Annotated in this window: 17 protein-coding genes; 9 read left to right on the top strand and 8 right to left on the bottom strand. The window is 67.9% G+C overall.

Translation table 11 applies throughout. The features are described from left to right. The first annotated feature begins 31 nt into the window (after nt 1-31). Nucleotides 32-718, top strand: coding sequence for a hypothetical protein (locus AC50YC_RS12710; protein WP_494953871.1), 687 nt, complete (start codon nt 32-34; stop codon nt 716-718). A 70-nt stretch (nt 719-788) separates the two neighbouring features. Here AC50YC_RS12710 and disA read toward each other — a convergent pair whose 3' ends face one another. Then, nucleotides 789-1865, bottom strand: coding sequence for a DNA integrity scanning diadenylate cyclase DisA (gene disA, locus AC50YC_RS12705; RefSeq protein ID WP_494953870.1), 1077 nt, complete (start codon nt 1863-1865; stop codon nt 789-791). A 449-nt stretch (nt 1866-2314) separates the two neighbouring features. Between disA and AC50YC_RS12700 the strand changes: the two genes are divergently transcribed. Together AC50YC_RS12700 and AC50YC_RS12695 are read left to right on the top strand one after the other, a co-directional pair. Next, the gene (locus AC50YC_RS12700; RefSeq protein ID WP_494953869.1) at nt 2315-3928 is read left to right on the top strand and encodes a peptide chain release factor 3; all 1614 of its coding nucleotides are present in this window, start codon (nt 2315-2317) and stop codon (nt 3926-3928) included. A gap of 182 nt (nt 3929-4110) precedes the next feature. Then, a complete protein-coding gene (locus tag AC50YC_RS12695) occupies nt 4111-5532 on the top strand; it encodes a GAF domain-containing serine/threonine-protein kinase (RefSeq protein WP_494953868.1) in 1422 nt (473 codons plus the stop codon). A 56-nt stretch (nt 5533-5588) separates the two neighbouring features. On the opposite strand, the gene AC50YC_RS12690 is transcribed toward AC50YC_RS12695, so the two are convergent. Beyond that, complete coding sequence (locus AC50YC_RS12690) at nt 5589-6791, bottom strand: PucR family transcriptional regulator (protein ID WP_494953973.1); 1203 nt, start codon at nt 6789-6791, stop codon at nt 5589-5591. A 98-nt stretch (nt 6792-6889) separates the two neighbouring features. Between AC50YC_RS12690 and AC50YC_RS12685 the strand changes: the two genes are divergently transcribed. Together AC50YC_RS12685 and AC50YC_RS12680 are read left to right on the top strand one after the other, a co-directional pair. Continuing rightward, nucleotides 6890-7963: a ferredoxin reductase gene (locus AC50YC_RS12685; RefSeq protein WP_494953867.1), complete on the top strand. Its 1074-nt coding sequence runs from the start codon at nt 6890-6892 to the stop codon at nt 7961-7963. Between the two features lie 11 nt (nt 7964-7974). After that, the gene (locus tag AC50YC_RS12680; RefSeq protein ID WP_494953866.1) at nt 7975-9159 is read left to right on the top strand and encodes a fatty acid desaturase family protein; all 1185 of its coding nucleotides are present in this window, start codon (nt 7975-7977) and stop codon (nt 9157-9159) included. A gap of 103 nt (nt 9160-9262) precedes the next feature. Here AC50YC_RS12680 and AC50YC_RS12675 read toward each other — a convergent pair whose 3' ends face one another. The 6 genes from AC50YC_RS12675 to AC50YC_RS12650 all read right to left on the bottom strand — a co-directional run bounded on the left by AC50YC_RS12675 (nt 9263) and on the right by AC50YC_RS12650 (nt 16599). Further along, a complete protein-coding gene (locus AC50YC_RS12675; protein ID WP_494953865.1) occupies nt 9263-9898 on the bottom strand; it encodes a class I SAM-dependent methyltransferase in 636 nt (211 codons plus the stop codon). A gap of 4 nt (nt 9899-9902) precedes the next feature. Beyond that, the gene (locus tag AC50YC_RS12670; RefSeq protein ID WP_494953864.1) at nt 9903-11909 is read right to left on the bottom strand and encodes a heavy metal translocating P-type ATPase; all 2007 of its coding nucleotides are present in this window, start codon (nt 11907-11909) and stop codon (nt 9903-9905) included. A gap of 206 nt (nt 11910-12115) precedes the next feature. Beyond that, the gene (locus tag AC50YC_RS12665) at nt 12116-13618 is read right to left on the bottom strand and encodes a multicopper oxidase family protein (protein ID WP_494953863.1); all 1503 of its coding nucleotides are present in this window, start codon (nt 13616-13618) and stop codon (nt 12116-12118) included. Next, nucleotides 13618-13926: an SHOCT domain-containing protein gene (locus AC50YC_RS12660; protein ID WP_494953862.1), complete on the bottom strand. Its 309-nt coding sequence runs from the start codon at nt 13924-13926 to the stop codon at nt 13618-13620. Before AC50YC_RS12660 ends, AC50YC_RS12665 begins: the two co-directional genes overlap by 1 nt. A 113-nt stretch (nt 13927-14039) precedes the next feature. Then, the gene (gene radA, locus AC50YC_RS12655) at nt 14040-15413 is read right to left on the bottom strand and encodes a DNA repair protein RadA (RefSeq protein WP_494953861.1); all 1374 of its coding nucleotides are present in this window, start codon (nt 15411-15413) and stop codon (nt 14040-14042) included. Nucleotides 15414-15471: 58 nt separating this feature from the next. Next, nucleotides 15472-16599 carry an FUSC family protein gene (locus AC50YC_RS12650; protein ID WP_494953860.1) on the bottom strand — a complete coding sequence of 376 codons (1128 nt, stop codon included), beginning with the start codon at nt 16597-16599 and terminating at the stop codon, nt 15472-15474. Nucleotides 16600-16854: 255 nt separating this feature from the next. Here AC50YC_RS12650 and pstS point away from each other — a divergent pair, with 255 nt between their 5' ends. From pstS to pstB, 4 genes are all read left to right on the top strand, one after another. Continuing rightward, nucleotides 16855-17973 (top strand): phosphate ABC transporter substrate-binding protein PstS, encoded by a 1119-nt coding sequence (gene pstS / locus AC50YC_RS12645; RefSeq protein WP_494953859.1) that lies wholly within the window; start codon nt 16855-16857, stop codon nt 17971-17973. Between the two features lie 142 nt (nt 17974-18115). After that, entirely contained in the window at nt 18116-19048 is a 933-nt protein-coding gene (gene pstC, locus AC50YC_RS12640; RefSeq protein ID WP_494953858.1) for a phosphate ABC transporter permease subunit PstC, read from the top strand. After that, nucleotides 19049-20158 (top strand): phosphate ABC transporter permease PstA, encoded by a 1110-nt coding sequence (gene pstA, locus AC50YC_RS12635; RefSeq protein WP_494953857.1) that lies wholly within the window; start codon nt 19049-19051, stop codon nt 20156-20158. Nucleotides 20159-20215: 57 nt separating this feature from the next. Next, on the top strand, nt 20216-20995 hold the full coding sequence (gene pstB / locus AC50YC_RS12630) for a phosphate ABC transporter ATP-binding protein PstB (RefSeq protein WP_354171883.1): 780 nt from the start codon (nt 20216-20218) through the stop codon (nt 20993-20995). Nucleotides 20996-21032 lie beyond the last annotated feature (37 nt).

The following is a 21032-nucleotide window of genomic DNA, read 5'->3' as shown; positions in this document are numbered from 1 at the left end:
AACCTCGGGCCGACCCGCGGAGGGCGATTCCGTGCGCAAGCCCGCCAGCAAGCCGGCCCGCAAGCCCGCCAGCAAGCCGGCCCGTAAGCCTGCGAGCAAAGCTGCCCGGAAACCGGTCGGCCCCGTTTACCGGCGCCGCCGGCTGTTCGTGGGCGCCGCCCTCCTGCTCGTGATCGCCGTCGCCTTCGGCGGTTTCGCCGCCGTCTCCAGCGTTGTCAACGCGGGGCAGTCCAATTCCGGCGGGGGAGCGGCCACCTCGGGCCAGGAAACGGGACCGGCCGCTGGCCCGGAAACCACGGCTTCCCCTTCGGCTACTGCGACAGGCGGCGGCTGCGAGCAGAACCTCGTGACTGTCACGGCAGCCACGGACAAAGCAGCCTACGCGGCCGGGGAGAACCCGCTCCTCACACTCAAGGTGACGAACGGCAACAAGGTGCCGTGCGAGGTCAATATCGGGACGTCGCAGATGGAATTCCTGGTTACCAGCGGCTCGGACCGGATCTTTTCGTCCACTGACTGCCAGACGGACTCCACCGACCTGGTGAAGACCATCGCCCCGGGGCAGAGCGAGACGGCGAACTTCCCCTGGCAGCGCAACCGCACTGTCCAGGGCTGCGAGCCGATCAAGGCCAAGCCGGGGGCGGGCGGCGCGTATTACGTCTTCACCGCACGGCTGGCGAACAAGACCAGTCCCAAGGCCGTGTTCCAGCTCAACTAATCCCCATCGATTGCTCCGTAGGCGCCGTTTTGAGGCCCCAAAAGGGCTGTTACGGAGCAACCGACGGGAGTTAGAGGAAGCGGTCCAGCAGGCTTGCCTCGGCCATCCGGCTCAGGCCCTCACGGACAGTCCGGGCGCGCTGGTCGCCGATGCCGTCCACGGTCATGAGGTCATCGATCGTGGCCGCCATCAGGAACTGCAACCCGCCGAAGTGGTCCACCAGGCGGTCCGCGACGGCCTTCGGCACAGCCTTCAGCCCGGACAGCAGCCGGTAGCCGCGCGGCTGGACGACGGCGTCAAGGTTGGCCTCGCCGCCGGCGAACCCGACGATCCCGGCGATCTTGCCCAGATCGATCAGCTCGGTGGGACCCAGGTTCACCAGTGCCTTCACGGCCTTTTCGATGTCGTCGGCAGAAGCGTCGGGACCCGAGTAATCGCGGATGATGACGTCACTGCCGGGACCGCGGCCCACGGTCAGTTCGTCCAGTTGAAGGGAGAGCAGCCGCCCGTCCTCGCCGAGTTCGAGCACGTACTGCGAGATCTCCTCGGAAATCCGACGGACCATTTCCTGGCGCTGCAGGGTGACGGCGACGTCGCGGACCGTCACCATGGCCTCGATTTCCAAGGCCGAGAGGGAACTGGTCACCTGGTCCAGGCGCGAACGGTAGCGTTCCAGGGTGGCCAGGGCCTGGTTGGCGCGGGCCAGGACCTTCTCGGAGCCCTCCAGGACGTGCCGCAGCCCGTTCACGTAGAGGGCAATGATCTGCATGGACTGGCTGACCGAAATGACCGGAACGCCGGTCTGGATGGCGACACGCTCCGCGGTCCGGTGCCGGGTGCCGGACTCCTGGGTCTCGATGCTGGAGTCGGGGACCAACTGGACGGCCGCGCGCAGGATGTTGCTGGCGTCCTTGTCACAGATGATGGCGCCGTCCATTTTGGCCAATTCCCGCAGGCGGGTGGGGGAGAAATCGATACCGATGTCGAAGCCGCCGGAACAGATGGATTCGATGGTCCGGTCCATGCCCAGCACGATCAGTGCGCCGGTCCGTCCGCGGAGAATGCGCTCCAGGCCGTCGCGGAGCGCGGTGCCTGGCGCCACCCGGCCCAGCGTCGCCTTGAGTGAATCTTCAGGGCTCCGAGCCATAGACGTTCCCTTCAAAGGTGCAGGCCTCAGCCCGCAAGTGCGCCGGTTTCCAGTGATTGCCGGCAGGATCAAAAGTACTCGTTTCCCCGCTCTCCCCATAGTAGAGGTAAGCGGGCCAACTTCCGCACGGACAAGCCCCAAAGTGGTCCGTCAGGACGTTCCCGGATGCGTCTCCGGAACGGCCCCCAGGGCACAGTCCCGGACATGCACTTTGGAGCGGCCGCCGTCCGGCTATGCCCCGGCAATCCTCCCGCTTCGCGGCTGCGGCGTGGGCTGCGATAAACTGGAGGCCTTGGGTGTTCCGTCGGCTGCCCGTCGCCGCGCCCCAGCAATCCTCGACCGCAGTCCCGCACAGCCAGCACGCAGAACAACCCGCGATTCCACCGGGCCAGCCGGATTCCCGCAAACCCGGGAGCGCAACCATTCAACGCCGCAGCGAAAGTAGCACCGTGTCCCAAGAAGTCCTTAGCCCCGCCCGAGTCCAGGAGATTCACAAGCAGGCGGCCCGGCGTCGGACATTCGCGGTCATTTCACACCCCGACGCCGGCAAGTCCACGCTGACCGAGGCGCTCGCGCTGCACGCGAAGGTGATCGGCACCGCCGGCGCCTCCAGCGGCAAGGCCAACCGCAAGGACACGGTCTCGGACTGGATGCAGATGGAAAAGGACCGCGGCATCTCGATCAGCTCCGCGGCCCTGCAGTTCGCCTACCGGGACACCGTGATCAACCTGCTGGACACCCCCGGCCACGCGGACTTCTCCGAGGACACCTACCGCGTGCTGGCCGCCGTCGACTGCGCCGTGATGCTCGTCGACGCCGCCAAGGGCCTGGAAACCCAGACCATGAAGCTCTTCGAGGTCTGCAAGCAGCGCAACCTGCCCATCATCACCGTGATCAACAAGTGGGACCGGCCGGGCCTGGACGCGCTGGCCCTCATGGACGAGATCACCGAGCGCACCGGCCTCCAGCCGATGCCGCTGACCTGGGCCGTCGGTATCTCCGGTGACTTCCGCGGCGTCTGGGACCTGCGCAATGACCGCTTCGCCCAGTTCAAGCGCAACAACGCCGGCGCCAACATCGCCCTCACCGAATACTTCACCCCGGAAGAGGCCGCCGCCAGCCAGGGCGACGACTGGTCCAACGCCGTCGACGAGGCCGGGCTGGTCATCGAGTCCAACCTCGAGTTCGACGTCGTCGCCTTCCACGCCGGCAAGGCGACGCCGATCCTCTTCAGCTCCGCCGCCCTGAACTTCGGTGTCAAGGAGATCCTCGACGCCCTCGTGGACTTCGCCCCGCCGGCCGCCCCCCGGCCCGACATCGACGGCGCCGCACGGCCCGTCGACGCGCCCTTCTCCGGATTCGTCTTCAAGGTCCAGGCCGGCATGAACAAGGCACACCGCGACCACGTCGCCTTCATCCGGGTCTGCTCCGGCATCTTCGAACGCGGCATGGTGGTCACCCAGGGCCGCACCGGCAAGTCCTTCGCCACCAAGTATGCCCAGCAGGTCTTCGGCCGGGAACGCGAGGTCATTGACGAGGCCTTCCCCGGGGACGTTGTGGGACTCGTCAACGCCTCCTCGCTGCGGGTGGGCGACAGCCTCTTCCTTGAGGATCCGGTGGAGTTCCCCGCCATCCCGCTGTTCGCGCCGGAGCATTTCCAGGTGGCACGCTCCAAGGACCCCAGCCGGTTCAAGCAGTTCCGCCGCGGCATCGAGCAGCTGGAGCACGAGGGCGTCATCCAGGTGCTCCGCTCGGACGTCCGCGGCGACCAGGCCCCGGTGCTGGCCGCCGTCGGCCCCATGCAGTTCGAAGTGGTGGAGGACCGGATGGCGCACGATTTCAGCGCGCCGATGCGCCTGGAGCGCCTGCCGTATTCCATTGCCAGGATTTCGACGGCGGATGCCATGCCGGTGCTGGCCAACGTGCCCGGCGCCGAAGTGCTGCTGCGCTCCGACGGCGAGTACCTCGCGTTGTTCAATGACGTGTGGGCCCTGCGCCGGATCGAGAAGAACCACCCGGACCTGACGCTGCTGCCGATCGGCACGCACAACCCCGCCAAGTAGCGCCCGGCGCCTGGTTGCGGGCGAAGAAAATGGGTAGTCCGCAGGTCTTCCTGAATCAGGAAACCGCGGTATCATAAGTAACCTTGCTAATTATGCGGGTGCCGGTTTTCTATCATGCCGGTATTGGACTGATCTGCCCGGCGTCATTGGCGGACCCCGCTATAAGGGACAACGAACACTCCTTGAAAGAGCTCATTTCAGAACCGGAACGTGCCGTTCCGGCCACCCCTAAGCAGCGGATGAAATCCGGCTACCTGCTGAGCGGGCGGTACCGGGTCGAAGACCTTATTGGCAGGGGCAGCCAATCCACGGTGTTCCGGGCGTTCGACGAACTCCTGCAGCGTGAGGTGGCCGTCAAGCTCTTCCGCAACGACGCGGACGGTCTCGAACAAACCCGCCGGCAGGGTGAGGAAATCCGCATCCTGGCCGGTATGAGCCACCACGCCCTCGTGACGCTCTTCGACGCCGGGGCCGACCTGAGCGACCCGGGCGACCGGCTCACCTACCTGGTGATGGAGCTGGTGCGCGGGCAGGACCTGCGCCATCGCGGCGCCCAGGGTCCGCTCTCGGCAGCGCACATGGCCCACATCGGCTATGACCTGGCGGACGGGCTTTCCTACATGCACCACTACGGAATCGTTCACCGGGACGTCAAGCCCGCGAACATCCTGCTCGTGGACTACAGCAACGAGGACCGGCGCCCGCGGGCAAAGCTCACCGATTTCGGCGTCGCCGTCGTCACCCGCAGCGGCCCGGTGACGGATGAAGGCGGAACGTCCGGGACGCCGGCCTACCTCAGCCCCGAGCAGGCGGCCGGCGAGCCGGTCGGTCCGCTCAGTGATGTGTATTCACTCGGCCTGGTGCTGCTCGAGGGGCTGACCGGAAAGATGGTGTACCCCGGCGCGCCCATCCAGTCCGCCGTCGCGCGGCTGCTCAACGCCCCGCAGATCCCTGAGGAGCTCGCCCCCATGTGGGTTGCGCTGCTGTCCTCCATGCTGGCCCGCGACCCGGAACAGCGACCGCCGGCCCGGGAAGTGTCACTGGCCCTGCGTCAGGAAGTGATCAACAGCGCCGCGCGTCACCGCATGGACCCGGCTCCGGCACCCTCGGACGAGGAAGGCCGTATGCGCGCGGTGGAGCGCTACCGGATTCTTGACACCCCGGCGGACGGCGCCTTCGACCGGATAGCCGGACTCGCGGCGCGGATGTTCTCGGTACCCGTGGCGATCGTCAGTGTGGTGGACCATGACCGGATCTGGTTCAAGGCCCACCACGGCACCGAGGTCACGCAGATCGGCCGCGACCCGGGGCTGTGCGCCTCCGCGATCCTGCAGGATGAGGCCTGGATCATTGAGGACGCCGTCAGCGATCCCCGCACCCTCGCCAACCCGCTGGTGGCGGGCGAGTTCGGCCTGCAGTTCTACGCCGGGGTCCCGCTGCGCACCCCGGACGGCCACAACCTGGGCACGTTCTGCATCTTGGACCGTGAGCCGCGGGAGTTCAGCGCCGCCGACGTCCGGACGCTGCAGGACCTGGCCGAGATCGTGATGCACGACCTTGAGCTGCGGCTGCAGGGCCGGGAGGCGATGACCGGCCAGGCGTAGCCACCCGCGGGGCGCCGGTTCTGTTCAACGCCGGTTCTGTTCAACGCCTGCTCTGCTTAACGCCTGCCGGCGTGTAACGCCAGTTCCAGTTCGAACCGCGCCTTCGGGTCCTCCAGGGTGTCCCCGAACAGTTCGCGCAGCTGTGCCGCCCGGTACCCCACGGTCTGCGGGTGGATGCCGAGCTCCGCCGCCACCGGGGCGCGCTGCCCCCAGTGCCGCAACCAGGACAGCAGCGTCTCAGCAAGCCGTTCGCGCTGGGCCGGGCGCAGCCCCTCCAGCGGCGCCAGTCGGCGGTTGGCCAGTTCCGCGATGGCAGAGGGCTCCGCCCCGAGGATCACCTCGGCCAGATGCTCGTCAGCCCAGATCGGCGGATCCTCAGGGCCGTCCCGGGGCGGCAGCACCGAGGCTGCCAGTACTGCCAGGCGCAGCGAATCGGGGACTTTCTCCCAGCCTCCGGCCGGCCCGACGGCCGCCCCGCGGCCGCGGAGCGCCTTGTCCAGGTCCACCCGCGCGGCCTTGGACTGCCGCGCCGGAACCAGGGCGACGGCGTCGGTCTCGCGTTCGATAACCAGCGTTCCCGGCCCCAGCCGGATCCGCAGCCCGGCTGACCGGTTCACCGGCAGGGTCACCACCACCATCCGCTGCGGCAGGGACCAGTCCGCCATGGCAGCCGTCTGGCGCAGGGCCGCCTCATCGGCCTGCCCCAGCAGGAGCAGGTCGAGCAGCTCGGTGCGCCGGCGGTCCACCGCACCGGCCCGTTCGGACTGTTCAAAGGCGTACGCCTCGGCGCTGACCGCGGACAGCTCGTCGATGTAGGCCAGGATCGATTCACCCAGGTCCACCACCACGGTCTGGCCCAGATGGTGCTCCACGGACACCCGGGACATCTCGCGGAAGGTCACACGGGCCCCCATTCGGTAGGCGCTCAGCAGCGCATCCATGCTCCGGCCCTGGCGGAATTCGCCGCTCCCCAGCCCTGCCACGAGTTGCCGGCTTTCCTCCGAAAGGGCGGGCAGCCGGGTTCCCGGAAGCTGCAGGAAGCGCTCCAGTGCGGCCGCCACGCCACGGCGCAGCCCCCGCCCGAAGCGGCCTTCGATCGGCCGGGCATAAGCCGGCACGAGCTGCGGCACGGCGTCGATGATTGCCTCGACAATGCCCGGCATCATCGGCCGGAGCACGTCGCTCACCTCGCGCGGCAGGGCCAGCCACGGAGGGTCGTAGGCGGGGGAGGCGGGGGTCACTTTCGGGGAAGCGTTCATGAGCATTGGTCCAAAGTTGTTGCGGGGAGATAGTTTCTTTCCGTCGATCGTATGCCTTGGGTGAAGAACTATGACCCTGTCTGACATAAGATTAATGAATGATCCGGCTCCGTAAGCTGGCGCGCGCCGCATCTCTACTGACCACCCCACTAGCACCAGAAGACATTCTGGCGCTGTTCAACCCTGTGTTTTCCGCCCGCCAGTTGCGCGGCGTGGTAACAAGGGTGGTTCCAGAAACGGCCGATTCCGCCACTATTTTCTTCCGTCCCGGCCGCGGCTGGCAAGCACACCTTGCCGGCCAGTGGGCCCGTATAGGCGTCGAGCTCGACGGTGTCCGCCACTGGCGGTCCTACTCGCTCAGCGCCCCCGCCGGGCAGGACCCGGCCATCACTGTCAGTGACATGGGGGCCGTCTCCGGGACGCTCGTGCGCAACACCAGGCCGGGCGACGTGCTCTTCCTGGCGCCGCCGCAGGGCGACTTCGTCCTTCCTGAGCACCCGCGGCCCCTGCTGATGCTCACCGCCGGGAGCGGCATCACCCCGGTCATGTCGATGATCCGTACGCTTGTCCCGCACCGCCCGGACTCCGACGTCGTCCTCATCCACACCGCCCGGACACCCGCGGACGCCATCTTCCGCGAGGAACTGGCCGAGCTAGCGGACCAGTTTCCCAACTTCCGCGTTATCCACTGGTTCACCGGGGAACGCGGGCGGATTGACTTCAGCTCCGTTGCCGGGCTGGAAGAGCTTTGCCCGGACTGGCGCCAGCGCGCCGCGTACGCCTGCGGCCCGGAAGAGTTCCTGGACGACGCCGAGGCCCTGTGGGAGGCGGAGACCGCGACCGCGGAGCCCGCTTCGGAGGCAACCCTCACGATCGAACGCTTCAGCACCAAGCTGGCCGGCGGCGCAGGGCACGACGGCGGTCTGGTCACCTTCGAGTCGTCGGACCGCGAAGTCGAAGCCGATGGCGACACCCCGCTGCTCGACGTCGGCGAGGACGCCGGCGTCCTGATGCCCAGCGGTTGCCGCATGGGCATCTGCCACAGCTGCCTTATCCCCCTCCGGGCCGGCCAGGTTCGTGACCTGCGCACGGACGAAGTCCATGGCGAGCCCGGCCAACTAATCCAGACGTGTGTTTCGGCAGCCGCCGGACCCGTTAACCTCGACCTCTGAGGAGTACCCGCATGACGATTATTTCCGACAAGCCTGACCTTTCCGAGGACGCTCCCCAGGCCAAGGCGCCCGCCGTGAAGACGCGGCGCGGAGCCCTTGCCGAGACGGGCAGCCCGACCCTCCGGCCGCCGGCTGCCGCGCATCTCTCCGACGAGCAGGTCGCCGAGCTGGGCCGTGAGCTCGACGCCATCAAGGACGACATCCTTGCCAAGCGCGGGGCTTCCGACGCCGCCTACATCCGCCGCATGATCAAGATCCAGCGCGGACTGGAAATTTCCGGCCGCGCCACGCTGCTGGTCAGCAAGCACAAGGCTGCCTGGGTTGCCGGGACCACCCTGCTCAGCTTCGCCAAGATCCTGGAAAACATGGAGCTCGGGCACAACATCCTGCACGGCCAGTGGGACTGGATGCGGGACCCGGACATCCACTCCACCACCTGGGAATGGGACTTTGTTACCCCGGCGCGCGCCTGGCAGCACACCCACAACGATCTGCACCACCGCTGGACCAACGTCATCGGCAAGGACAACGACGTCGGATACAACCTGCTGCGGATGGACGCGGACCAGGAGTGGAAGCCGTTCAACCTGGGCAACCCGCTCTACAACGCCCTGCTAGCACCGGTCTTCGAGTGGGGCATCGCGATCTACGATCTCGAGCTGAACGACTACAAGGAGGGCAACAAGTCCAAGGCGGCCCTCACCAAGGACCTCAAGGCCCTTGGCCGCAAGGCGCTCACGCAGTTCACCAAGGACTACGCTGCCACTCCCGCCGTCGCCATGCTGACCGGCTCCGGCAAGCAGGCGCTGTACGGCACCCTGACCGCGAATGCTGTCCGCAACGTCTGGGCGCACGCGGTGATCTTCTGCGGACACTTCCCCGAGGGGACGGACACCTTCACCGAGGAAATGGTGGAAGGGGAGACCCGCGGTGACTGGTACGTGCGGCAGATGATCGGCTCCGCCAACATCTCCGGTTCCAAGTTCATGCACCTGATGACCGGCAACCTGTCGCACCAGATCGAGCACCACCTCTTCCCGGACATTCCGTCCAACCGCTACGCTGAGGTGGCCCCGAAGGTGCAGGAGATCTGCAAGCGTTACGGTCTGCCGTACACCACCGGCCCGATCTGGAAGCAGGTCGGCTCCACCTGGGCCAAGGTCTTCAAGCTGGCGCTGCCGCCCAAGAAGGCCTAAGCAAGGCTTCAACTGGTTTGACTGAAGGGACGCCTGCCATTGCGGCAGGCGTCCCTTTTGCGTGGGGCATGGCGGATCGGGAACGTCACGCCAAGGGGTGCGCTCAGGGTTTGCTGGCCGCCCCAAGAACGTGGGCCAGCCGCGGGTTGCCGGGAAGGACCGAAAAGCCGAAGCGCTCAAGACCCTGCACCGTCAGGCCTGCTGAAGCGATCACGGCGGTGGTGTTCCGGTTCGGGTGGCATCCGCCGGCCATCCGGCTCCACAGCGGTGCGACCAGGTCTTCGGCGGCCCCCAGCACGCGGTGTGCCGAGCGGACGTGCTCATAGAAGAGCAGCAGGCCGCCGGGCCGAAGGACCCGGACCACCTCCGCCAGGGCGACGGACTGGTCCGTCACGCTGCATAGCACCAGGCTGGAGACCACAACGTCGACCGAGGCGTCCGCCGCCGGCAGCGCCTCCGCCACGCCGTCTTCCACGGTGACCGGCACCGGCGCCCTGCCTGCGGCGGCCAGGGCCAGCTCCCGGAGTGTGGGGTCCGGTTCGAGGGCCAGCACGCCCGTCACTGTGGAAGGGTAAAACGGGAAAGTGGCGCCGTAGCCTGCCCCGATTTCGATGACGGCGCCGTGTGCCGCAGCCAGGAGGCGCCGGCGGTGCTGCGCTGCCCCGCGGGCGTCCATCCGCGGACCCACGCGCGCGAAGGACCGTCCAAAGGATGGATAGCGGGGGTTGGTCTCCGGCATGGGGTTACTTTACGCGGACGTCGGCGGGGTTGAGTTTCAGGCCCCGCAGAAGCTGCGCGTTGAGGGCGACGACGATCGTGGAGGCGGACATCAGTACGGCCCCGGCGGCCGGCGAGAGGATTACCCCGGCGAAGGCGAGGACGCCGGCGGCCAGTGGCACCGCCACGATGTTATAGCCCGTGGCCCAGACTAGGTTTTGCCACATCTTCCGGTAGCTTGCCCGGGACAGGTCCACCATGGACAGCACCGCCCGGGGGTCGTTTCCGGCAAGGACCACACCGGCGGACTCCATCGCGACGTCGGTTCCGCCGCCGATCGCGATCCCCACCTCGGCCCGGGCCAGGGCGGGGGAGTCGTTCACGCCGTCGCCGACCATGGCCACCCTGAGGCCGCGGGACTGGAGTTCGGCGACCTTCTTGTCCTTGTCCGCCGGGAGGACCTCGGCGAAGACCTCGTCGATGTTCAGCTCGGCGGCCACGGACTGGGCCACCTGACGGGCGTCACCGGTGATCATGGCAACCTTGATTCCGCGGTGCTGCAGGGCCGCGACCGCCTGGCGGGATTCCGGGCGCACCGCGTCCTCAAGGCTCACGGCCCCCAGCACGGTGTTGCCGTCCACCACATGGAGCACAGCCGCCCCGCGGTCCCGCCAGGCAGCCGTGGCGGCGGCCAGGGGCGGGGGCTCCTCCGCGCCCAGTTCCCTCAGCAGGGCCGGGCCTCCCACCAGGACGGTCCTGCCGTCGATTGTGGCGCGGACGCCGCGGCCGGTCAGGGAGGTGAAATCGCTCGCCTGCGGGACCGGGAGCCCGCGCTCGCGGGCGGCCGCCACGATCGCGCGGGCCAGGGGGTGCTCGCTGTCCGACTCCGCCGCAGCGGCCAGGGCGAGCAGCTCGTCCCGGGCGGTCCCTTCGGCGGCGGCGATGCCCTTCAGTTCCGGCTCGCCCCTGGTCAGGGTCCCCGTCTTGTCGAACAGCACGACGTCGACCGTCCGCATCCGCTCGAGCGCCATCCGGTTCTTGATCAGCACGCCGGCCCGCGCTGCCCGCTCCGTGGAGATCGCGATGACCAGCGGGATGGCGAGGCCCAGGGCGTGCGGGCAGGCGATCACCAGCACCGTCACGGTGCGTTCCACGGCGTCGGGCATGCTGCCCAGCAGAGTCCAGACGATGAAAGTGATGACGCCGGCCCCGGCGGCGAAGTAGAACAGGAAGGCGGCGGCACGGTCGGCGAGGGCCTGGGCCCGTGAGGAGGAGGCTTGGGCCTCGGCCACGAGCCGCTGGATGCCGGCGAGGGCGGTGTCCTCCCCGATCGCTGTCACCCGGACACGGAGGCTGTTGTCCGTGGCGATGGTTCCCGCGACCACGGGGTCGCCGGGGGAGCGGAGGACGGTCTTGGACTCACCGGTGATCATCGATTCGTCGAATTCGGCCTGCCCCTCGATCACGGTTCCATCCGCGGGCATCCGGCCGCCGGACCGGACCAAAATGGTGTCGCCGCTCCTGAGTTCGGCCACGCTGACGGTTTCGGTTCCGGACTCCGTCAGGCGTTCCGCCTCGTCCGGCAGCAGCGCCGCGAGGGCATCAAGGGCGCCCTGGGCCGAGCCGAGGGCGCGCATTTCGATCCAGTGCCCCAGCAGCATAATGGCGACCAGCAGGGCCAGTTCCCACCAGAAGTCGAGGTCGAGGCCGCCGATTGCCAGGGTGGTCACCCACGAGGCGGTGAAGGCGACGGTGATGGCCATGGCGATCAGCAGCATCATCCCCGGTTTGCGGCTTTTCAGCTCATTCAGACCGCCCTTGAGGAACGGCTGGCCGCCGTAGAAGAAGATGACAGTTCCCAGTACCGGAGGAATCCAGGTGGAGCCGGGAAACACGGGCGCCTGGAAGCCGAGCAGGTGGCCGATCATGGGGCTGAAGAAGACCACCGGGATGGCCAGGGCGAGGGTCAGCCAGAACCTGTTCTTGAACATCGCGACGCTGTGCCCGGCATGCTGGCCGTGGCTGTGGACCATGTGCTCGTCGTCCTGCCGGGGGCCGTGTGTGCCGTTCGCCCCTGGGGGCCGCTGTGGTCCTCATGCGGGTGGTTTATTTGCTGGCCGCCGACGGCCTGGCTGCTGTTCCGGTGTTCCATGATGCGCGCTCCTGGGCAGAGTCATCGATGTTTGGAGTCAGCTTCACCATACCCCCGGGGGGTATGAGTGGCAAGGTGCTTTTCCGGTCAGCGGACCTCGATCACGCCCATCATCCCAAGGTCCTCGTGGTCCAGGATGTGGCAGTGGTAGACCGAGCGGCCGCTGAAGTCGCGGAAGGCGATCCTGACGGTGGCGCGGCCGTTCGCCCGCACGTTCACCACGTCCCGCATGACCACGGAGGCGACCGCCTGCCCGTTGTCGTTGATCAGCTGCATCGGCCACACATGCAGGTGGAAGGGGTGGTCCATGGGGCTGGTGTTGACGAGTGTCCATTCCTCCACGGTCCCGGCCGCGGCGGTGGTGTCTGTGCGTGATTCGCTGAATTCGCGGCCGTTGATGGTGAACCGCATCATGCCGCCCATCCCCCCGCCCATACGTCCCGATCCTGCGCCCATGGACAGGACGAGCTGCCGGCGTGCGGCGACGGCGGCAGTGCGCAGGTCCTCCTGGGCCGGCCAGGGCGCGACGGCCCCGGGCGGGGTTGCGGAGGATCCGCTGACCCGGAAGGTTGCCAGCGCACCCGTCCCGCTGACGGGGACCGGCCCCTGCCCCATCATCCCCGCCATGGCCCCGCGGTCGTAGGGGAGGGCCTGCAACACGGCTTCGCCGGCGGCGGCGGTCACCAGCAGATCCGCCCGGTTGCCCGGCGCCAGCAGAAGTTCGTCGACGGTCTCGGGTTCGGGGGACCGGCCGGAGTCCATGCCGAGCAGCTGCAGCGGCTGGCCGTCGAGCCGGAGCCGGAGATGGCGGGCCACGCAGGTATTGATGATCCGCCACCGCTCCCGGGCGCCCGGCTGGGCCGTGAGCAGCGGGTTGCTCTGCCCGTTGAGCAGAAGCAGTGCCCCCTCCCGGCCCGCCATGCGTTCCATCGGCGACACGGCGGCGATGTTCCCGCCGCTGTCCAGGGTGGTGTCCGAAACCAGCAGGACCCGTTCCGTGGTCACCGGGATGGCTTCGGGATCTTCGACGATGATCGCCCCGAAGAGCCCGGCGAAGATCTGGTCTGCGACCATGCCGTGATGATGCGGGTGGTACCAGTACACCCCCGGCGGGTGGTCCGAGGGCAGCCGGTACCGGTAGTCAAAGGCCTGTCCGGGCAGGACCTCCCTGAACACATTGTCCCCGTCGGCCTGCGGGGACACATGGAGGCCGTGGACGTGCAGGTTAGTTGGTTCGTTGAGGCCGTTCTCCAGCCTGACATTGAGCTCATCGCCCGGCCGCAGGCGCAGGGTGGGGCCCGGGACGGTGCCGTTGTAACAGAGGGCGCGTGCCTGGCGGCCGCCGAGCTCCACCCGTCCGGGGGCGGCCTCAAGGGTGAGCTGCAGCCGGCCGTCCGCGCTGCGAAGTTCGGCCGGACCGCGCAGATCGGAACCCTGCACGGGCGCTGCGCCCCCGCTGTTGTCCCCGCCGACGCCGGCCGGCTGCTGCGGGGAAGTCAGGGACCACCACAGCCCCGCACCGCCCGCCACAGTGGCCGCGGTGCCCAGTCCGCCCACAATCAGGGCGTTGCGGCGGCTGATCGGCCGCATTACGGTTCCTCGCCGAGTACTTTCATGTTCTCGCGGTACTGCTCCGCGGTGAGGTCGCCCCTCGCGAAGCGCTCATCGAGGATCAGGCGCGCCTGGCTCTTCCCGCCCGGAAAGCCGGTGCCGCCCGGTGGAGTCCCCGGCGGGCCGTACGGCGGGGCGCCGTAGTGCCCGTACTGGGCCGGACCGCCGCGGTTGCCTCCGCCGGTGAAGAGGCGGACCGCGAGCAGCACAAGCACTGCGATCCCGACGAGCAACAGCAGCCCCCAGAGCCACATCCAGCCAAAGCCGTCTCCGTAGTAACCCATCATGGCCTGATCCCTTCGCCCGTAACCGTTCCTGGCCCCAATTTTCCGCCGGAAACCGGGCCCGGGCTAGGGTCCTAAGTCGCCTTTCGGGCAGAACTCAGGGGAACAGGGCTGCCTCAGCTGATCAGCAGGCTCAGCGCTTCGGCCAGGTGCCCCACTTCCCTCACCGAGAAGCCCGCCGGCACCGGGCCCGGGCCGTTCGGGCTGGCGGGCACCACCGCATGGGTGAACCCCAGCCGGTGGGCTTCGTGGATCCGCTGGTTGATGCCGGGCACGGGGCGTACCTCACCGGCGAGCCCCACTTCGCCAAAGGCGATGAGCCGCTGCGGCAGGGGTTTTTTGGCCTTCGCCGAGGCCACGGCCAGCGCGACGGCGAGGTCCGTGGCGGGCTCGCTGAGCTTCACGCCGCCCACGGTTGCCACGTAGGAATCGTCCTTGTTCAGCAGGCAGCCGGCCCGCTGCTGGAGCACGGCCAGCAGCATGGCCACCCGGGAACTGTCCAGCCCGCTCGTGGCCCGGCGCGGCTGTGAGCTGGAGCTTTCGGCCAGCAGGGACTGTACCTCGGCCAGCAGCGGGCGGCGCCCCTCCAGTGTCACCGTGATGCAGGTGCCGGAAACCGGCTCCTTGGTCCGGGAGACAAACAGCCCGCTCGGATCGGCCAGCCCCACAATCCCGTCCTCGTTCAGGTCGAAGCAGCCGACGTCGTCGGTGGGGCCGTAGCGGTTCTTGACCGCCCGCAGCAGCCGCAGCCGGGAGTGGCGCTCGCCTTCGAACTGGCACACCACATCCACCAGGTGCTCCAGCAGCCGGGGACCGGCGATGGAACCGTCCTTGGTCACGTGCCCCACCAGCAGTGTGGTCATGTTGCGGCGTTTGGCCGCGGCGATCAGGGAGGCCGCGACCTCCCGGACCTGCGAGACACCGCCGGCGCTGCCTTCCACGTCGGCGCTGCTCAGCGTCTGCACGGAGTCCACGATCAGCAGGCGCGGCTCGAGCTTCTCCACCTGGCCCAGGGCCTGGCCGAGGTCCGTTTCGGCGGACAGGTACAGGGATTCGGCGACGGCGTCGATCCGGTCCGCGCGGAGCTTGACCTGCGCGGCGGATTCCTCCCCCGTGATGTAGAGGACGTCCTGCGCGGTGCGGGCGAACTTGGCGGCGACGTCCAGCAGCAGGGTGGACTTGCCCACCCCGGGTTCGCCCGCGAGCAGGATCACGGCGCCCGGGACCAGCCCTCCGCCGAGCACACGGTCCAGTTCGTCCACGCCGGTGGGCAGGAACGCCGCGGTGGTGGCGTCGACCTCCGCGATCCGGCGGGCCGGCTCCAGCACGGTGGTGGCCGCCGTCGTGCGCGCCACGGCGCCGCCGGTTTCCTCCACAGTGCCCCAGGCCTGGCACTCGCCGCAGCGGCCCACCCACTTGGCCGTGGTCCAGCCGCATTCGGCGCATTTGTAGCCCGGCGCCTTGGTAGCCCGGGAAGTCTTGGTAGCCATTGCTCCACCCTATCCGCGCCTAGCGACAACAAACGCGGCAAGCACGCTCACGCGGCAGCTACAGCGGCGGCAGGATGTCCCGGGCTTCCCGGGAGTCGACGCCGGCGGCCTCCAGCAGGTCCACCATCAGCGGGCGGAACAGCATGACCACCGTCTCGCCCTCCAGCCGCTGCACGTCCAGCAGCCGCGGGTGCAGCCGCCCGGCGATTTCGCGCAGCTCCGTCCGCGCCGTCCGCAGGTGCGCGCGGCGGACGCCGTCGTGCACTTCCGCCAGGCCCAGCGAGAGCTCGTCAACGGCGTCGGCCGTGTCCTGCAGGACGTCGGCGATGTTCTGGGTGGCGTCGTCGGACAGCGCCGCATGGTTGATGGCGCTGGTCAGGCGTCGGGCGAAGACGCGGCTGTTGCGCAGGGCCAGGTCGATGTAATCCAGCGACTGCTCCAGCCGGTCCAGCTCCTCACGGTGCCTGCGGTGGGCGGGCGCCAGGGTGGCGACCTCGCCGGAGGCCCGCAGGGTCTGCCGCATGGCATCGATGAGCGGCTGGCAGTTCCGCCCCCGGATCAGCGCGTGCCAGGCCTGGGTGGCGTCGCTGTAGCTCAGCGCGGAGGCGCATTCGCGCAGCACCTCGGCGAGCTCGTGCAGGAGCTTCTTGACGTCGGTGCGCGGTTCCCGGCGCGGATCCTTCGGAATCAGGACCGTCACCAGCAGGGCGAACACCCCGCCCACGATGGCGTCAATGCTGCGGGTGAACGGACCGCCGGCCGGCGCCGGCAAAAGGACCACCAGCAGTGACTGCAAGCCCATCTGGGTGGTGAAAATGGTGCCGCTGTCCAGGAACCGCGCCAGCAGGATGGAGAACAGGAGCACGACGGCGGCCTGCCAGATCCCGGCGCCGAGCCAGTGCAGCAGCAGGTCCCCAACCGCGATGCCGATGGTGCAGCCCAGGCCGACCTCGACCACGCGGCGCAGCCGGGGCTCCCGGGAGAAACCCAAGGCGATAAGGGAGGAAGTGGCGGCGAAGAGCGGGCCGCTGTGGCCCAGCACGTACTCGGCGAACGCGTAGGCTCCCACGGCGCAGGCGGTCATCTGGATGGCCGGCATGAGGGAGTTCCGGCTCCGGACCAGGCCCGTGCGGACGCGGCCGCGCAGGAATCGGGCGCTTGCGGAAAGTCCAATAGCTGGGGCCATGCGCTTTAGTCTATTGGCCGTTGCGCCGGCGGCTCGTCTGCGGGAAACCCCTACGGCTGTGACGTGCCTAACGCAATGGCGCCCCGGCGGGTGTAAGCCAATGTCCCGGCGTCGTTAACCCTTCGTTCATCTTGGTCGGACATTCTCTTCATCTGGGGCACCTAGATTCAATGAAGGTACAAACCGTACGCATCCATGCCCGGTCTTCTCCGGCCCGGCACGCATTCAGAAAATCCCTGGAAGGGGTACATCTAAGTGAAGGCACTCCGCTTCGGCCGCCACGCGGCTATCGCTGTCATCTCAGCCGGCGCTCTCGCGCTGACCGCCTGTGGCTCGGACAACGCAACGGGCACCGCTCCTGCCACCCCCGCCGCTTCCGGCGCACAGGTTTCGGGCACGCTGACTGGCATCGGCTCCTCCGCACAGGGTGCCGCCATGGACGCATGGAAGACCAACTTCGCCTCCGCGAACCAGGGCGCCACCGTGCAGTACTCCCCGGACGGTTCCGGTGCGGGCCGCAAGGCACTCCTGGACGGATCCGCCCAGTTCGGCGGCTCCGATGCCTACCTCAAGGACGAAGAGTACGCGAGCTCCACCACCCAGTGTGGCCCCGACGGCGCCCTCAACCTCCCGGTCTACATCTCCCCGATTGCCGTGGCCTTCAACCTGCCCGACGTCAAGGAACTGAACCTCGACGCCGTCACGGTCGCCAAGATCTTCCGCGGCGAGATCGCCACCTGGAACGACCCCGCGATCGCTGCCCTGAACCCCGACGCCACGCTCCCGGACCTCGCAGTCACCCCCGTGAACCGCTCGGATGACTCCGGCACCACCACCAACTTCACCGAGTACCTGGCCGCCGCAGCCCCCGAGGCATGGACCGACAAGGCCTCCGGTGTCTGGCCGGCCGCCCTCCAGGGCGAGAACGCCAAGGGCACCTCCGGTGTGGTCAAGACCGTCACTGACACCCCGGGCGCCGTGACCTACGCCGATGACTCCGCCGTGAGCGGCAAGCTGGGCGTAGCGCAGATCAAGGTGGGCGAGACCTTCACGAAGATCTCCGCCGAGGCTGCCGCCAAGGCAGTCGACGCCGGCAAGCCGGTTGAAGGCCGCAACGCCAACGACCTCTCCATCAAGCTGGACCGCACCACCACCATCGAGGGCGCGTACCCGATCGTGCTGGTTTCCTTCCACGTCGTCTGCAGCACCTACGCTGACCAGAAGACCGTGGACCTCGTGAAGGCTTTCGAGAGCTACGTCGTCTCCGACGCCGGTCAGACCGCGGCCGCTGATGCCGCCAAGTCCGCTCCGCTGTCCAAGACCCTGCAGGACAAGGCCCTCAAGTCCATTGAGTCCATCAAGGTCAAGTCCTAGGGATCCCTAGCGCTGACAGGCATAGTGGAAACACCAGCCTGTTACTGGTTCCCTGTCCCGGTCCGGCTGTCACCGACGGCCACACCGGGGCAGGGAACCAATGTGTTTGTCCGAAGTACACAAAGATCTGAAGGATCGTGAAGTGACCACCACCTCCCTGACCACGTCCCGGGGCGCAGGCCGCGCCGGCGATAAGGTCTTTTCCGCAGCCACCTTGGCCGCTGGGTGCCTGATCCTGGCCGTGCTCTTCGGAGTAGCGCTCTTTCTCCTCATCCAGGCAATCCCCGCCCTCGTGGCCTCCCCGGACGAGATCCAGGGCGGCGAAGGCTTCTTCGCCTACATCTGGCCGATCGTCATCGGCACCCTGATCGCGGCAGTCATCGCCCTCGTGATCGCGACGCCGGTCGCGATCGGCGTCGCGCTCTTCATCTCGCACTTCGCCCCGCGCAAGCTCGCCTCCGGCCTGGGCTACGTGATCGACCTGCTGGCCGCGATCCCCTCCGTGGTCTACGGTGCCTGGGGCGCCGCTTTCCTGGCCAAGGAGATCTCCCCTGCCTATAACTGGCTGGCCAACAACATGGGCTGGCTGCCCATCTTCCAGGGCCCGGCCTCGGCCACGGGAAAGACCATCCTGACCGCGGGAATCGTGCTGTCCGTCATGATCCTGCCCATCATCACCTCGCTGAGCCGGGAGATCTTCCTGCAGACCCCCAAGCTGCACGAAGAAGCCGCCCTGGCCCTCGGGGCCACCCGCTGGGAAATGATCCGGATGGCCGTGCTGCCCTTCGGCCGCCCCGGAATCATCAGTGCCGTCATGCTGGGCCTGGGCCGCGCCCTCGGCGAGACCATGGCCGTTGCGCTCGTGCTGTCCTCCGGCGCACTGACCGCGAGCCTCATCCAGTCCGGCAACCAGACCATCGCCGCCGAAATCGCGCTGAACTTCCCTGAGGCCAGCGGCCTGAAGGTCAACACGCTGATTGCCGCCGGCCTGGTCCTGTTCGTCATCACCCTCGGCGTAAACATGGTCGCGCGCTGGATCATCAGCCGGCACAAAGAATTCTCGGGAGCCAACTAAATGACCGCCACCCTGACCCCCGTCAAGAAGCGCTCGGCCCTGACCAAGGGCCAGCTCCCGAAGTGGGCCCCCTACCTGGTTCTCGGCATCGCCCTGGTGCTCGGCGCAGCGATCCTGGCCCTGATCGGCTTCAACCCCCTCGGCTGGGGACTCGTCTCGGCGATCATCTTCGCCGTCGGCCTCGTCGGCTGGAGCGCCGCCTTGGAAGGCTCACGCCGCGCCAAGGACAAACTGGCCACCTGCCTTGTGGTGGGCGCGTTCCTCGTTGCGCTGCTGCCCCTGTTCTCCGTGATCTGGACGGTCCTGGTCAACGGCCTGCCGGGACTCACGGACCCCGGCTTCCTCTCGACCTCGATGAACGGCGTCACCGGCGCCTTTGACAACAAGACCGTCGAGGAAGGCGCCCCGGTGGTCGGCGGCATCTTCCACGCCCTGATCGGCACAATGCTGATCACGGCGATGGCGACCGTAATCTCGGTGCCGGTGGGCCTGCTCACCGCCGTCTACCTCGTGGAGTACGGCAACGACCGCCCGCTTGCCCGCGCCATCACCTTCTTCGTAGACGTCATGACCGGCATCCCCTCGATCGTGGCCGGCCTGTTCGCGGCGGCGTTCTTCTTCGCCATCGTCGGACCGGGAACCAAAACCGGTGCCGTCGCCGCCGTCGCGCTCTCCGTGCTGATGATCCCCGTGGTGGTCCGCTCCAGCGAAGAGATGCTCAAGATCGTCCCGAACGAACTCCGCGAAGCGGCCTACGCCCTGGGCGTCCGCAAGTGGCGGACCATCCTCAAGGTGGTCATCCCCACGGCGATCTCCGGCATCGCTTCCGGCGTCACCCTCGCGATCGCCCGGGTGATCGGCGAAACCGCCCCGATCCTGGTCACCGCGGGCTTCGCCACCTCGATCAACGCCAACGTGTTCAGCGGCTGGATGGCCTCGCTGCCGACCTTCATCTACACGCAGATCCTCAACCCCACCTCGCCGTCCAACCCGGACCCGTCCTCGCAGCGGGCCTGGGGAGCCGCCCTGGTCCTCATCATCCTGGTGATGCTGCTCAACCTCGGCGCCCGCCTGATAGCCCGCATGTTCGCCCCCAAGACCGGCCGCTAGCCCGGCACCGGGGACCCAAAATCTTCAGCCCGTACCTCCAGCAAGTGAAGGAACATCATGTCTAAGCGCATCGACGTCAAGGACCTGAACGTCTACTACGGAAAATTCCTGGCCGTCGAAGACGTCAACATCAACATCGACGCCAAGTCCGTCACGGCCTTCATCGGGCCCTCCGGCTGCGGCAAGTCCACCTTTCTGCGCACCCTGAACCGGATGCATGAGGTGATCCCCGGCGCCCGCGTCGAGGGTGAGGTGCTGCTCGACGGCGACAACCTGTACGGCCCCGGCGTGGACCCGGTCACCGTCCGCGCGCAGATCGGCATGGTGTTCCAGCGGCCCAACCCGTTCCCCACGATGTCCATCCGCGACAACGTGCTGGCCGGCGTGAAGCTCAACAACCAGAAAATCTCCAAGGGTGAGGCCGACGTGCTGGTGGAACGCTCCCTGCAGGGCGCCAACCTCTGGAACGAGGTCAAGGACCGGCTGGCCAAGCCCGGCTCCGGGCTGTCCGGCGGCCAGCAGCAGCGGCTCTGCATCGCCCGGGCCATCGCCGTGGAGCCGCAGGTCATCCTGATGGACGAGCCGTGCTCCGCGCTGGACCCGATCTCCACGCTTGCCATTGAGGACCTCATCAACGAGCTCAAGGACCAGTACACCGTGGTGATCGTGACCCACAACATGCAGCAGGCCGCCCGGGTGTCGAGCAAGACGGCGTTCTTCAACATCGCGGGCACCGGAAAGCCGGGCCGGCTGATCGAATACGGTGATACCCATACCATGTTCAGCAACCCGACCCAGAAGGCCACCGAGGACTACGTCTCCGGCCGCTTCGGATAACCTCATCGACTGCTCCGAAAGTGCCCTTTTGAGCCCT

It is taken from the genome of Pseudarthrobacter sp. MDT1-56, from assembly GCF_059383555.1.
Note: the sequence above shows the minus strand (reverse complement) of the source record. Positions and strands in the feature narration are given on the sequence as shown.

Coding starts and splice junctions, on each gene's coding strand:
- disA (WP_494953870.1), bottom strand. CDS start 1,865: ATGGCTCGGAGCCCTGAAGATTCACTCAAGGCGACGCTGGGCCGGGTG.
- AC50YC_RS12690 (WP_494953973.1), bottom strand. CDS start 6,791: ATGAACGCTTCCCCGAAAGTGACCCCCGCCTCCCCCGCCTACGACCCT.
- AC50YC_RS12685 (WP_494953867.1), top strand. CDS start 6,890: ATGATCCGGCTCCGTAAGCTGGCGCGCGCCGCATCTCTACTGACCACC.
- AC50YC_RS12680 (WP_494953866.1), top strand. CDS start 7,975: ATGACGATTATTTCCGACAAGCCTGACCTTTCCGAGGACGCTCCCCAG.
- AC50YC_RS12675 (WP_494953865.1), bottom strand. CDS start 9,898: ATGCCGGAGACCAACCCCCGCTATCCATCCTTTGGACGGTCCTTCGCG.
- AC50YC_RS12670 (WP_494953864.1), bottom strand. CDS start 11,909: ATGGTCCACAGCCACGGCCAGCATGCCGGGCACAGCGTCGCGATGTTC.
- AC50YC_RS12665 (WP_494953863.1), bottom strand. CDS start 13,618: ATGCGGCCGATCAGCCGCCGCAACGCCCTGATTGTGGGCGGACTGGGC.
- AC50YC_RS12660 (WP_494953862.1), bottom strand. CDS start 13,926: ATGATGGGTTACTACGGAGACGGCTTTGGCTGGATGTGGCTCTGGGGG.
- radA (WP_494953861.1), bottom strand. CDS start 15,413: ATGGCTACCAAGACTTCCCGGGCTACCAAGGCGCCGGGCTACAAATGC.
- AC50YC_RS12650 (WP_494953860.1), bottom strand. CDS start 16,599: ATGGCCCCAGCTATTGGACTTTCCGCAAGCGCCCGATTCCTGCGCGGC.
- pstA (WP_494953857.1), top strand. CDS start 19,049: ATGACCGCCACCCTGACCCCCGTCAAGAAGCGCTCGGCCCTGACCAAG.
- pstB (WP_354171883.1), top strand. CDS start 20,216: ATGTCTAAGCGCATCGACGTCAAGGACCTGAACGTCTACTACGGAAAA.